Source organism: Streptomyces sp. NPDC093065 (genome assembly GCF_044754585.1).
Lineage (GTDB): Bacteria > Actinomycetota > Actinomycetes > Streptomycetales > Streptomycetaceae > Streptomyces.
The window spans coordinates 153,015-166,349 of record NZ_JBIVPJ010000003.1 but is presented as its reverse complement, the minus strand read 5'-3'; the positions used below and the strand labels follow the sequence as shown (position 1 = coordinate 166,349).

Here is a 13,335-nt window from a genome sequence, read left to right as displayed (position 1 = left end):
CCGGTCGGTCCCTAGGGTCGTGCACCGGTCTTTTCCTGCTGTCCCGGCGGCCTCCGGGCCTCCGCGGCCCGTTCCGCCTGCCCGACCACGCGGGCCAGCTCCAGGCGGGAGCGGACACCGAGTGCGGCGAACACCTTGCGGAGGTGGTAGTCGACGGTGCGGGTGCTCACCGCGAGAGTCAGCGCGACCTCGCGGTTGGTGGCCCCCTCGGCGACGTGCCGCGCGATGCGCAGTTGCTGCGGTGTCAGGCGGGAGAGGCGGGCCGGCGCTCCGGCGCCGGTGGCGTGCGGGGCGGCCCCGAGGGCGCGCAGCTCGTCGCGTGTCTGGGCGGCCCACACGCCGGCGCCGCAGCGCTCGAAGCCGGCCAGCGCGGCGCCGAGGCGGCCACGGGCCTCGCGCGGTCTGCGGCGCCGGCGCAGCCACTTGCCGTACAGCAGCGCGGTGCGGGCCCGTTCGAAGTCGCCGCCCGCCTCGTCGTGCCGGGCGAGCGCGCACCGGTAGAGTCCGTCGGCGCGGTCCGGCGGGGCGAGGAGCGCGCGGCAGCGGGCCAGTTGGGCGGCGGCCTGCGGGTCGGCGCCGAAGGCGGCCCAGCCGGCGAAGTCCGTGAGGACCTCGCGGGCGTCCCTCTCGCGTCCGGCGAGGACCGCGGCCTCCACGAAGCAGGGCACCGCCAGCCGCCACACCGCGAAGTGGCCCCGCCCGGGCCCCGGCAGGACGAGGAGCCCGAGCCGGTCCGCGGCCTCGAACGGACGTCCCCTGCCGAGGTCGGCGCGGGCCGCCGCCCACTGGGCGAGGGTGGCCGCCTGGACCAGACCGTGCCGCCTGGCCGTGTCCAGCGCGGCCGTGACATGCCCGGCGACGACGTCCGGTTCCTCCTCGATCGACGCGGCGAGGGCCAGCACCGCCCGGTGGTGCGCCGCCGAGTTGCGCTGCCCGGACCGCAGTGCCGCGCGCAGCCCCTCCTCCGCATGGGTGCGGGCCTGGGGGTGCCGGCCGGCGCGCAGTTCGGCGTAGGCGAGGTACTCCAGTGCCTGCGGCTCCAGCACGTCCGTCCCGAGCTGCCGGGCGGCGGCCAGGGCCCGGGCACCTGCGCCGCGGGCCGCGTCCACGTCGCCGAGCAGCAGCGCGGCCGCCGCCGACCGCAGCAGCGGCTCGGGCCGGTCCTCCGTCCTGCCCCGCTCCACCACCTGCCCGAGCGGTGCGCCCGCCCGGTCGAGCCGCCCTTGGAGCAGCGCCCGCATGCCGACGCGGTGGTCACGCACGACGGACGCCGCGAGCCCCTCGGTGCGCCCGTGCGCTTCGATGAGCCCGTGCGGGACAGGGAGTCCGTGCGGTTCGTGTGGCGGCCCGGGAAGCGGGGTCGCGGCCGTGGCTCGGTGCGGTGGTGCGGGGGCGAGCGTGGCCAGGCACGCGGGCAGGTCGCCCGCCGCCCAGGCGGCGTCGGCTGCGGCCAGGGCGGCGGCCGACGCGGCGGCGGGCGCGTCTGCGGCGAGCAGGGAGGCGGCCAGCAGCAGGGACTGGTGGGCGTCGCCGACCGGGCCGTCCCCGAGTTCCACGAGTCCGCGCACCAGCTCGGCCCGGCCCCGTACGGCAGCGGGTGCGGCGTGGTCCCGGGCGGCGACGAGGAGCGGGCGGGCCTGTTCGGGGTGCCCCGCGAGCAGGGCCTGCTCGGCCGCGGCGGTGTACCGCTCAGCCCGGCCCGCGCCGTCGGCCGTCAGCTCGGCGGCGCGGGCGTACGCCGTCGCGCGCAGCCGGTGCGAGGCCGGCACCGTGCCGTCGGCAGCCGCCGCGAGCCGGTCCGCCTGCGCGGGGGCCGACGCGGGGCCGCTCAGGGACCAGGACCGGTGCAGCAGTTCCGGGAGCCGGTGGCCGCAGCCGTCCAGCACGTCGGCCCACGCGCGGTGCACGGCGCGGCGCGCGTCCGGCGCGGCGGTGGCGTACACCGTACGGCGGACCAGCGGGCTGTGGAAGCGGAGCCGGTCGCCGGCCAGGGCGAGCTGCGCGGGCAGTGGTTCCGGACGGGCGCCGGACCCCGGTGCCGGCCGCAGGCGCCGCAGCGCGTCGCGGGCCAGGCCGGCGTCGACGTCCGGCCCGTCCGAGGCCCGTACGGCAGCCGCCACCGTCAGCAACAGGTCCCGCGCGTGGCCGCAGGGCCCGGTCGGCGCCCCGCCCGCGGCCTCGGCCAGGGTCGCGGCGTCCGCCAGCGGGCTGCTGGACAGAGACCGGTGTCCGCGCAGTTCGGCCGGTGACAGCCTGCGCACCAGGGCGACGAGGAGGGCCGGGTTGCCCTCCGCCTCGGCCAGGAGCCGCTCGCGGACGGCCGGGGCGGCGCCGTCGGTCAGGTCGTCGAGCAGGGCGGCCGCCCGGGGCGGTGCCAGCGGGTCCAGACGGACGACGGGCAGCCGGGCGAAGTCCGGGCCGACGGCGCGGTCCGCGGCGACGGAGAGGAGCACGCCGACCCGCGCGGCACGGCTCAAATGCTCCGCCGCGCGGGCCAGCGCGGTCCGGGCCGGGGCGTCCCACAGGTGCGCGTCGTCCACGCACACGAGCAGAGGGGCTTCGCCCGCCGCCGTCCGCAGGGTGTCGAGCAGTCGCCCGGCGGTGACGGTCGCGCCGTCCGGGTCGGGGCCGAGGTGCAGTACGGGACCGGCCCGGAAGGAGCGGGCGGCCCAGTGGAGCAGAGTGGTCCGGCCCAGCCCGGGTTCGCCGGTCAGCAGGAGTCGGCCGCCCCGGGTGGGCAGTCCGTCCAACAGCGCACGCAACGCCTTCCGTTGCGCGCTGCGGCCGTGGATCCGCACGGCCGTGTGTACGGTCGTCTCTCCGGTCATCCCCGGGAGGTTACGCGCGCGTAACCGGGGGCGGAAGGCAGCCGTCCGCGCGGCTCGGCCACGGCTTCGGCGCTGTCACCTGCGGTGGTGCGCCGTGCGAGCGGCCCGCGCGCTGTGCCGGCGCCCAACCGGCCCCGGCCGGGGTGGTGCGTCGGCACAGGGTCCGGCGACGGCCGTGAGGTGTCCGCGACCGGGTCACGTTGTTCAGTCCCGGACAGGTGCGGGCGGTGGCGGACGGCCGGTCGGCGGGAGCGGCACGGTTCGGCGGGAAAGGCCATCGGGGCGATCGTGTCGCCGTCGGTTCCCGCGAGCGGCGGGGGCGCGGGTGTGCTGTCCGGGTTCCAGTGGACGAGGGCGTTCGCCGCCCGGAGCGGCGGCCGGGACCTGGCGGGGTCCAGGGTGCCGCCGACCGGGCACGCGTACGAATCCGCCACACCCTTGGCGCGTCCGCCCCCCTCAGGGACCCCTGCCCGTGCAGCGCGTCCACCCCGTCCGCCCCCGCCGTGCAGCGCGTCCGCCCTGTCCGGACCCCCTGCCGGTGTGGCACGCTCGGCATCGGCCGGGCTGTGGCACGCCGGCCGTCATGGAGGATCGTCGCCGGGCCCGGCACCGGGTCCGGCACCGTGGAGAGGCGACGGCATGCGCATCGGACTGCTCGGCACCGGCCCCTGGGCGGACATGGCGCACGCCCCCGCGCTGGCAGCGCACGAGGGGCTGGACTTCACGGGGGTGTGGGGGCGCCGCCCGGACGCCGCGAAGGAGCTGGCGGAGCGGCACGGCACACGCGCCTACGACGACGTCGACGCCCTGCTGGCCGACGTGGAGGCCGTCGCCGTCGCGCTGCCCCCGGCCGTGCAGGCCGACCTGGCGGTGCGCGCGGCGCGGGCCGGGTGCCATCTGCTGCTCGACAAGCCGCTCGCGCCGACGGAGGCGCAGGGGCGGGCGGTGGTGGAGGCGGTGCGTGCGGCGGGCGTCGCCTCGGTGGTCTTCTTCACCACCCGCTTCCAGCCCGAGACCGAGGCGTGGATCACCGAACAGGCCGCCGGGGACGGCTGGTTCACCGCGCGGGCCCAGTGGCTCGGCGCCGTGTTCGGCGACGGCGGCGACAGCCCGTTCGCCGACTCGCCGTGGCGGCGGGAGAAGGGCGCCCTGTGGGACGTGGGGCCGCACGCCCTGTCCGTACTGCTGCCGGTCCTCGGTGACGCCCGGCGGGTGGCGGCGGCCGCGCCGGGCCCCGGGGACACCGTCCATCTGGTGCTCGACCACGCGGGCGGGGCGTCCAGCACGCTCACGCTCAGCCTGACGGCGCCGCCCGCCGCGGCGGGTGCCACGGTGGAGCTGCGCGGCCGGGCCGGCGTGACGCTGCTCCCGGAGACCACCGAGGGCCCGGTGCCCGCCCTGCGCCGGGCCGCGGACGCGCTGCTCGCCGCCGCCGGAAGCGGGCGCCCCCATCCGTGCGACGCCGCGTTCGGGCTGCGGGTCACCGAGATCCTCGCCGAGGCCGAGGCCCTGCTGACCGGCCGGGGGTGACCGCGGTCAGCCTTCGGTGCGCTCCGGCCCGAAGGGTTCCTCGCTCCGCGGGAACCAGGCCCGTTCGCCCTCGACATGCAGCAGGAAACCGTCGGCCGGGCCGTCGGGCGACACCAGCCGCACCCGTCGTTCGATCTCGGCGCGGACCGTCTCCCACTCCGTCCAGTGCTCGGCGTCGTCCCGTTCCACGAGGGCGAGTTCGCGGGCGAACAGGTCCTGTACGGCGCCGTGGGCCGGGCCGGAGCGGAACCGTCCCGACAGCCAGGGAAAGTCGGCGTCCTCGGTCAGGATCTCCCCGATCTCCGCGCCGGCCTCTCCGCGGCCGCGGCCCCCGTCGTCCGGCACCCCGCGCACGTGCCGGGGCTCGCCCTCGAACCCCGTGTCGCCTCCGCGGGCCCCGCCTTGGATCACCCGCGCGGGGGCGGCAGGCCGGCTGCCGCCCGGACCGGTCCGGAGTCGCCCCGGCCCGGTCCGGTCCCGGTCCCGGTCAGCGCACGGCCGCCCCGGGACGGAAGTTGATCCGTTCCCGCATGACCGGGTAGCCGGCCTTGGTGAAGTTGGCGGCCATGGGGTGGTTCCCCCGGTCCGTCGCGGCGGAGACGAACTCCGCGCCCCGCTCGACCAGGAAGTGGGTGCACTCGGCCAGCAGGTCGTAGGCGTATCCGCGCCCGCGGTGTTCCGGCAGGACACCGATGAAACCGATGCACGGGCCGGAGGGGTTGTGCGCGGGGATGTGGATGCCCGCGAGTTCGCCCCGCGAGGTGTACGCCAGCTGCCACCACTCCCGCGGCGACGGGCACCAGTGGAAGAAGTCGAGCTCCGCCTGAGCGGCCCGGTCGAGCCCGCCCTCCGCGATGTCCATCAGCGCGTGGGCGTCCAGGGTGACGGAGTGGATGCGGCGCAGCGCGTCGAAGAACACCGCGTCGTCGGGCTCCGGGCGGAAGTCCAGCCGGCCGGGCCGCTCGGGGAGCCCGCACCCCGGTGTCCACCGGTACAGGAAGCGTTCGACCAGGAGGTCGTACCCGGCCGCGCGCGCGGCGGTGAAGCGTGCCTCGACGGCGGCGCGCACGGCGGGGTCCTCGCGCCAGGTACCGGGCGGGTTCAGTTCGAGTTCGACCTGCCAGGGCGCGGTGCGCAGGAGCTCGGCTCCGGCTTCCTCCTCGCCCTCGGCCACGTCGAACCAGTTGACGGTGACGGGTTCGGTGTCGGCGGGGCCGCCCCACCACGCGGCCCGGGCGACGACGGTGCCGTCGCGCAGGGCCACCCGCTTCCAGTCGGGGCGGTGGCGGGTGAGCCGGTGGCCCTCACGGGCGTCCAGCGGGTCGGGCAGGGAGTCGAAGAGATGGGCGTCGCTCGCGTCGAGCGCGCGGATGACCAGATCGGTCACGGTTCCTCCGGGAGGTGCGAACGTGGTGCGCTCCCGGTCAGTCGAGGTACGCCGGGACAACGGGGAGGGAGCGCGAAGGCGAGGTGAACTGCACGGCTCTGCCCTCCTTCCGTCGGTCTCAGGGCGTCGGGCACAGGTTAGGCGACGCCGGTCGGGCAGGGCCACCGGTTTTAAGGGCGTGACCCCCTGGACGCGTGGATTAAACAGGCCTTAATCAGCGATTAAGAGTTCCTCCGCGCGAAGCTCTCACCCCAACTCCCATCTGGGACAACGTCCTTGGGGCCGGTCGGACGAGGTTGGCCGGGCCGTGGCCGCTGCGTAGCATCGGCCCACGTTCTGAGAGCGCTCTCAGCTTCCTCTCGCACCGCCATGCCCCGATCACTCTGGAGACCCCCCACATGACCCCTCGTCACCAGCGTCCGCTCGCCCGCCGCAAGCTCCTCGTCGCCCTCGGGGGCATGGTCGTGGCCGCACCCGTCGCCGCCGCCGTCGCCCCGCACGCCCTGGCGGAGGTCGGCTCGGACGACGCGGCACCCGAGGCGGAGGCCGGCGGCCTGCCGCTGACGATCGTCAACGGCACCGGCTCCTTCGGCAACGGCGACGTGCACGTCTACATCGTCGGCAACGTGGACGGCCGCCAGGTGCGGGTCGCTCCCGACGGCACCGTGGTACCCGTGGCCCTCTCCGACAACGGCGCCGACGGCTACACCGACTACGCGATCGGCCTCGCCGGCAGTGGCGAGACCGACCTGAACCTCCCCCACCTCTCCGGCCGGATCTACGTGTCCCTCGGCGAGAAGCTCAAGTTCAAGGCCGTCGCCGACGGCGCGGGCAACGCCGCGCTGCAGTACCCGGCGGGCTGGGTCGAGTCCGACCCCAACTACGGGGTGCTGCACGACTGCGCGGAGTTCACGTTCAACTCCTCCGGGATGTTCTGCAACACCACCATGGTCGACATGTTCAGTGTGCCGCTGGGCATCCGGCTGACCGGCGCCGAGGACCAGAGCACCGGCACGGTACGGCCGGGGGGCCGGGCGGCCGTCTTCGACGCGCTGCGCGAGGTCGAGGAGTTCGCGCCGCTGGTCGTGGACGACACCCGCGTGATCGCGCCCGGTCACGGGCTGGACGCCGGTCTGTTCCCCGAGGACTACCTCGCGCCGTACATCGACGAGGTGTGGAGCACCTACACCGGCAAGGACCTGAGGATCACCACCAACGCCGGCACCTTCACCGGCCGGGTGCGCGGCGACCGGCTGACCTTCGACGGGCCCGCCCAGGTGTCCTTCGCCAAGCCGTCCACCCGCGACGTGCTGTTCTGCGACGGCAACCTCGCCGCACCCAACGACGGCACGACCGGCCCCGTCGCCGCGGTCCTCGGCGCGGGCTTCAACCGCTCCACGCTGGTCTCCTCGGCCGAGCAGCCCACGACCGACCCCAAGACCTTCTACGGCACCGCGCTGACCAACCACTACGCCAAGGCGGTGCACGCGGCCACCGAGGACGGCAGGGCGTACGGCTTCGCCTTCGACGACGTGGCCGACTTCGCCTCGTACATCCAGGACACCGCGCCCACCGGGTTCCGGCTGACGCTCGGCGCCCTCTGAGCCCGGGCGGCGCACCGCCCCCGGCTCTCCGCGTGCGGGCGGTGCGCCGGCGTAGGAGCGTGGTGGTGTGCGAATGGTGCCCGCCCTGTCACCGCGTCGGGGCGAGGAACGGCGGAGCTGGCTGAGCGGGGCGCCGCCGCCCCGCTGGGTCCGGGTGCTTCCGCCGGCCCTCGTCGTGGCGATCTGCGCGGCCACCCTGCTCAGTCACGAACCGCTGGAGATCGGCTTCCTGCTGGGCGCCATCCCGCCGCTGGCCGTCCTGTCGTACGGGCCGCTGGCGACCGCCCTGCTGGGCGGTGTGGTGATCGCGCTGCTGCACGTCCCGGCGCTCCAGCTCGACCGGCCCGGCGACGCCGACCTGCTGACCATCGTCTTCGTCGCCGTGCTCAGCGTCTTCGTGTCCTTCGTGCGCAGTCGCCGGGACGCCCAGCTGGGGCTGGAGCGCACGGTCGCCGAGGCCGCGCAGCGAGCCGTCGCTCCCCCGCTGCCGGAGCGGGTCGGGGCGGTGTGCTGCACGGGGCTGTACCGGGCGGCGCAGCGCGGAACGCTGGTCGGGGGCGACTTCTTCGACGTGCGCGACGGGCCCTTCGGCGTACGGGTCGTGACGGGGGACGTGCAGGGGCACGGCCTGTCCGCGGTGTCGACGGTCGCCTCGCTGCTGGGGGCGTTCCGGGAGGCGGTGCTCGACCAGCCGGACCTGGCGTCGGTGGCGGGGCGGCTGGACCGCAGGCTGCTGGTGGACTCCGCGGACGCGCGGCACGCCGAGCTGTTCGCGACGGCCGCGCTGCTGGAGTTCTCCGCCGACGCCCTGGAGGTGCGGGTCGTGGTGTGCGGCAACCCGCCGCCGCTGCTGCTGCGGGGCGCGACCGCCACGGAGCTGGAGGTGTCGCCGTGGACGCCGCTCGGGCTCGGCCTCGCGGACGCGGGCGCGATCGAGGCGTGCACGGTGTCGCTGCACCCCGGCGACCGGCTCTTCCTCGCCTCCGACGGCGTGGTCGAGGCCAGGGACGGCAGCGGCGCGTTCTACCCGCTGGCGGAGCGGCTGAGCACGCTCGCGGGCGAGGATTCCGCCGCGCTCCCGGACCTGGTCTGGGCGGACCTCGTGCGCTTCTGTCCGGACGTGCAGGACGACGTGACGATGCTCGTGCTCACTCCCTCGCCGCCGGCCGGTCGGTGACCGCCCGCTCGCCCTCCCCCTCGGCGTCGATGTGCGGCAGGATCCGGTCGAGCCACCGCGGCGTCCACCAGGCGTGCCGCCCCAGCAGGGTCATCACGGCAGGGACCAGCAGCAGGCGTACGACGGTGGCGTCGACGAGCACGCTCACCGCGAGACCCAGCCCGAGCATCTTGACCACGATGTTGTCGCTGATGACGAACGCGGCGAAGACGCTGACCATGATCAGGGCCGCGCAGGTGATGACCCGCGCGGTGATCTCCAGGGCGTGGGCCACCGCCCCCTCGGCGTCCCCGGTGCGCAGCCACGCCTCGTGCACCCGGGAGAGCAGGAAGATCTCGTAGTCCATGCTCAGTCCGAAGATGATCGCGAACATCATCATCGGGACGTAGCTCTCGACGGGCACGGTGCCGGACACCCCGAGCGCGGGCCCGCCCCAGCCCCACTGGAAGACGGCCACGACGACGCCGTAGGACGCGGCGATCGACAGCACGTTGAGGACGGCGGCCTTGAGGGCGACCAGGAGACCGCGGAAGACGGCGAGGATGATCAGGAAGGCCAGGGCGACGACGACCGCGATGATGAGCGGCAGGCGGTCGGCGACGATGTCGCGGAAGTCGACCTGGGAGGCGGTGGTGCCGGTGACGTACCCCTCGGCGCCGGTCCCGGCGACCGCGTGCGGCAGGGTGCTGTCGACGAGGCGGTTGGTGAGGCCGGTGGTGGCGGCGCTCTGCGGGGAGTGCGCCGGGTAGACGGTGGCGAGCAGGACGTCGCCGTCCTGGGTCGCGGTCACCGGTGTCACCGCTGCCGTGCCGGACACGCCGCCGAGGCCCTTGGTGACCTGCGAGGCGAGGTCCGAGCGCTGCGACCGGGGCACGCTGCTCTGGTCGACGACGACGGTCAACGGGCCGTTGGAGCCCGGTCCGAAGGCGTCGGACATCAGGTCGTAGGCCCGCCGGTCGGTGAAGGACGTGGGGTCGGCGCCGTCACCGATGTGGCCGAGCTGGATCGAGAAGACGGGAACGGCCAGGACGGCGAGGACCGCCACGCCGCCGGCCAGGAAGTACCAGGGCCGCCGCTCCACGCGCCGCGCGTAGCGGTGCCAGGTGCCGTGCGGCTCCGCGCCGGGCTCCGCGTCGGTCTCGGCGACGGGCCGGCGCACGCGCAGGCGGTCGATGTGCCGGCCGACGAGGCCCAGCAGGGCGGGCACCAGGGTCAGCGCGCCCAGGACGGCCGAGACGACCGTCACGGCCGCGGCGATGCCGAGCTTGCCGATGAAGGACACTCCGGAGGTGTAGAGGCCGAGGAGCGCGACGATCACCGTGCAGCCGGAGACGAGGACGGCCCGGCCGCTGGTGCCGGTGGCGTGGCCCGCCGCGTATACCGGATCGGCTCCGTTCATGAGGTTCTGCCGGTGCCGGGTGATCAGGAACAGGGCGTAGTCGATGCCGACGCCCAGGCCGATCATGGTGGCCAGCGTCGGGGAGACGGTGGCGAAGGTGAACGCGGCGGCGAGCAGACCGAGGGCGGCCAGGCCGCCGACCACCGCGATCAGGGCGGTCACCAGGGGCGCGACGGCGGCCGGTACGCTGCCGAAGCCGATCAGCAGGACGACGATCGCGACGCCGAAGCCGATGAGTTCGCTCACCCGGTCGTCGGCGTCCGGACGGGCCAGTTCGCCGAGCGACCCGCCGTACTCGACCTCCGCGCCCGCCGAGCGCAGCGGATGGACGGCGTCGTCGACTCCGTCCAGGTAGCCGTCGCCCAGCTGGGCGGGCTGGATGTCGAAGCGGACGGTGATGTAGCCGGTGCGGCCGTCCGTCGACAGGGGGCCCTCGTCGTGTCCCCCGGAGGAACCGGAGGCCGGGGCGGCGGTCAGCGGGTTCTGGACGGACCGGACGTGCGGGAGCTTCTGCAGGTCGCCCACCGTGGTGGCCATCTGCGAGCCCAACGAGGTCAGTTCCTTGTCGCCATCGTGCACGACGATCTGTCCGCTGTAGCCGCCGGCCGCCGGATCGTGCCGTTGCAGGACGTCCAGGCCCTGCTGGGACTGGGACGAGGGAAGGGTGAAGTCGTCCGAGTAGTCCCCGCCGAAGGAGCGGTTCGCCAGGGTCAGCGCCACCAGGGCGGCCAGCCACGCGACGACCACGACCACCCCGTGCCGGGCACACCACTCGCCCCACCGCCGCAGGCCCCCCGTTCTCGCCGTCCCCCGTCCCCCGGCGCCGGTGCGCCCACGTGCCATGGCCATGGTCCTTCTGCCGGGCGAAACGCTCGATGGCTCCCATTACACGCCGTGGCGTCCCTGGCGGCACGCCGGACCGGGCGCCCGCGCCGGCCCTCCGGATGCGCGGGCCGGTTCCGCATTGAATGGTGTTATCGGGATATTCGGGACCGACAACAGCACGGCACCGAAGCAGCGATCCGGATCCGAGGAGCACTGATCATGTCGACGTCACAGCCCGACGCCTCCCGACCCTCCGAAGCCGGTCCGGGAGATGACCGCGCCACTCCGGACGACCTGCTCCACGCCCGCACCGGCACGGACGTGTCCCCGGAGGACCTCGTCCTGGCGGCCGGCCGGGACGTCACCCCGCAGAACCTGGAGTGGGCCAGGCGCAAGCTGGCCGACGAGGGCCCCTCGGCCCTCGACAAGCTGCTGCCCTGAAGCGAGTGGCCCCCGGCCGGACGGATGGATCCGTCCGGCCGGGGGCCACTCGCGTCGTCCTAGGACTCCGGCAGCTCGGTCTCGTCCTCCACCACGTGCACCGCGGCCTCCTCGGCGCCCGCGGCCCCGCCGTCGATGCCCACGTCCTCCGCGACGGTCTCCTTGGTCGTGTCGGTGCGTACGCCCTCGTCGGGGGCGACCAGACGGCCCGAGCGGTCGGTGCCCGCCTCCGGATCCACCGGTTCGCCCTCGCCCCCGGGCTCGTCGCCCACGCCGTCCCCGTCGGGCGCCGACACGTCGGGCACCTCCTCGGCGAGCCGTTCGTCGAGGCTCTCGCCGTCGTGCTGCTCGGCGGCGGTGGTGCCGTGCCTGGTCACGCCCAGGGGCTTCTCCGGCGGTGAGTAGCCCTCGTCGAGGGTGTCGTCGTAGGTCCGCTCGTCGAGGGCGTCCTGGAGGTCGAGGGGCGCGGCGTCCTCCTGCTCCTCGTTGCTGCCGGTGGGCTGGTAGGCGTCGTCGGCCATCGGGTCCGTGCCCATCGTTGCCTCCCTCTCGCGCTCGCGTCGGCTCGTGGTCTCGCTGTCCGGTTCGCGTTTCCCGATACGCGATCTCTAACCCGGGGGTGCGACGCCGATCTCCAGGTCGCCGACGCGGTGGGGTGCCCAGTCGCGGGCGTAGGCGGGCGGGATGCCGCCGGGGCCGGTGAGGGCGGCGACCGGGATCCGCCGGGCGGCGTCCAGGATCTCGGCGGTGGTGGTGTTCTCGTTGTTGCCGCCGGTGGAGCCGGAGGAGCAGCCGGTGTAGTAGCCGATCGGGATGGACTCGTGCCCGGTGAGCAGACAGGGCGGGCGGATGCCGAGCCGGTGCAGTTCGCCGGCGACCCGGGCCCAGTCCTCGCGGCTGTCGACGTTGCGGTTCACGGTGCCCGCCAGGACCGAGAACTGGACCGCCAGATGCCCGGCCACCGCGAGCGCGACCAGCGTCGCGGCCACCGGCCGCCACCGGTCGCGCCCGTTCTTGACCAGGTGCCACAGCGCGTCGGCGACCGGGAGGGCGAGCAGGGCGTAGGCGGGCTGGAGGAAGCGGGGCGCCGCGTAGCCGATCATGAACAGGTACGGCGCAGCGGCCGTGACGGCGCAGGCGAGGGGCACCAGTGTCGCGGTGGCGCGGCGGGCCCGCAGCGCGACGACCGCGCCGAGGACGGCGAGGACCGGGAGGAGCAGCCACCACAGGGTGACGACCGGGTGCGGCATGGCTCCGGTGCACGGGCGGCACAGGCCCCGGCCGCCCAGGCTGCGCATCTGGTCGTCGACGGCGATGTTCCAGCCGAGGCCGCCCTGGATCTCGGAGGCACGCTGCAGCCGCTCCCCGAGGCCGCCGTACCAGGCGTACGCCTCGATCGCCCACTCCCCTCCCCCGGCCGCCAGCCCGCCCGCGAGGGCGAGCAGCAACGGCCAGTGGCGGCGTACGAGGACCAGCACCAGCAGGGGTGCCGCCACCCAGACGGCGTCGGTGGGCCGCATCAGCGCCATCAGCAGGGCTCCGGCGGCCGCCCCCCACAGCGCGCCCCGGGCGGAGCGCCCGCGGGTCCCGCGGGCGCCGAGCGCCCGCAGGGTGCAGCCCACGGCGGTCAGGGCGCCGATCGCGACCCAGTAGTTGGGCATGGCCTGCGGACCGTAGAAGAGGGTCACCCACAGGGTGGCGAAGAACGCGCCGCCCGTGGCCAGGACCCGGGCCGGGAACAGGCCCCTCCAGGCGCGCAGGGCGAGGTACAGGCCCAGGCCCGACGCCGCGGCGAGGTAGACGCGCAGGAGTTCGGTGGAGGCCGACCAGGAGGCGACGGGTGCCACCAGCAGGGTGACGCCCCGGGCGCGGGGCGCGCTGAAGAAGGCGGCGGGGTGGTGGCTCGTGACCTGGCTGGCGTACACGATCTCGTCCCAGCCGAGCCCCATCGAGGGGTGGACGAAGACCAGTTGGGCGAGGGTGAAGACGGCGGCCACCGCCGCGAGCTGCGCGTCGCCGCGTAACCGCCGCGGGGCGCCGGTCTCCTTCGCCGCCGCGCCCCGCCGTCCGTCGACGAGAGCGGCGTTCGCGCCGTCGGCCATCGTGCACCCCTCACCCCCGCTCGTCGCGGGGCCGCTCGTTGC

Annotated in this window: 10 protein-coding genes; 4 read left to right on the top strand and 6 right to left on the bottom strand. The window is 75.4% G+C overall.

The features are described from left to right. Positions 1-11: 11 nt before the first annotated feature. Positions 12-2,828, bottom strand: coding sequence for a LuxR C-terminal-related transcriptional regulator (locus ACIQFU_RS06640; protein WP_402549488.1), 2,817 nt, complete (start codon positions 2,826-2,828; stop codon positions 12-14). 639 nt (positions 2,829-3,467) lie between these two features. Between ACIQFU_RS06640 and ACIQFU_RS06635 the strand changes: the two genes are divergently transcribed. Then, positions 3,468-4,358, top strand: coding sequence for a Gfo/Idh/MocA family protein (locus ACIQFU_RS06635; protein WP_402549486.1), 891 nt, complete (start codon positions 3,468-3,470; stop codon positions 4,356-4,358). A 6-nt stretch (positions 4,359-4,364) separates the two neighbouring features. Here ACIQFU_RS06635 and ACIQFU_RS06630 read toward each other — a convergent pair whose 3' ends face one another. Both ACIQFU_RS06630 and ACIQFU_RS06625 read right to left on the bottom strand, forming a co-directional pair. Beyond that, on the bottom strand, positions 4,365-4,712 hold the full coding sequence (locus tag ACIQFU_RS06630; protein ID WP_402549485.1) for a hypothetical protein: 348 nt from the start codon (positions 4,710-4,712) through the stop codon (positions 4,365-4,367). Positions 4,713-4,845: 133 nt separating this feature from the next. Continuing rightward, positions 4,846-5,745 (bottom strand): GNAT family N-acetyltransferase, encoded by a 900-nt coding sequence (locus ACIQFU_RS06625; protein WP_402549484.1) that lies wholly within the window; start codon positions 5,743-5,745, stop codon positions 4,846-4,848. A 398-nt stretch (positions 5,746-6,143) separates the two neighbouring features. Between ACIQFU_RS06625 and ACIQFU_RS06620 the strand changes: the two genes are divergently transcribed. Further along, complete coding sequence (locus tag ACIQFU_RS06620) at positions 6,144-7,349, top strand: glycoside hydrolase family 64 protein (protein WP_402549482.1); 1,206 nt, start codon at positions 6,144-6,146, stop codon at positions 7,347-7,349. A gap of 67 nt (positions 7,350-7,416) precedes the next feature. Next, positions 7,417-8,526 carry a PP2C family protein-serine/threonine phosphatase gene (locus tag ACIQFU_RS06615; protein ID WP_402549481.1) on the top strand — a complete coding sequence of 370 codons (1,110 nt, stop codon included), beginning with the start codon at positions 7,417-7,419 and terminating at the stop codon, positions 8,524-8,526. On the opposite strand, the gene ACIQFU_RS06610 is transcribed toward ACIQFU_RS06615, so the two are convergent. Continuing rightward, positions 8,498-10,768, bottom strand: coding sequence for an MMPL family transporter (locus ACIQFU_RS06610; protein WP_402549480.1), 2,271 nt, complete (start codon positions 10,766-10,768; stop codon positions 8,498-8,500). The genes ACIQFU_RS06615 and ACIQFU_RS06610 overlap by 29 nt on opposite strands. Positions 10,769-10,969: 201 nt before the next feature. Between ACIQFU_RS06610 and ACIQFU_RS06605 the strand changes: the two genes are divergently transcribed. Continuing rightward, positions 10,970-11,191: a hypothetical protein gene (locus ACIQFU_RS06605; RefSeq protein ID WP_402549479.1), complete on the top strand. Its 222-nt coding sequence runs from the start codon at positions 10,970-10,972 to the stop codon at positions 11,189-11,191. Between the two features lie 59 nt (positions 11,192-11,250). Here ACIQFU_RS06605 and ACIQFU_RS06600 read toward each other — a convergent pair whose 3' ends face one another. Further along, the gene (locus tag ACIQFU_RS06600; RefSeq protein ID WP_402549478.1) at positions 11,251-11,727 is read right to left on the bottom strand and encodes a DUF5709 domain-containing protein; all 477 of its coding nucleotides are present in this window, start codon (positions 11,725-11,727) and stop codon (positions 11,251-11,253) included. Positions 11,728-11,799: 72 nt separating this feature from the next. After that, positions 11,800-13,293 carry a hypothetical protein gene (locus ACIQFU_RS06595; protein ID WP_402549477.1) on the bottom strand — a complete coding sequence of 498 codons (1,494 nt, stop codon included), beginning with the start codon at positions 13,291-13,293 and terminating at the stop codon, positions 11,800-11,802. Positions 13,294-13,335 lie beyond the last annotated feature (42 nt).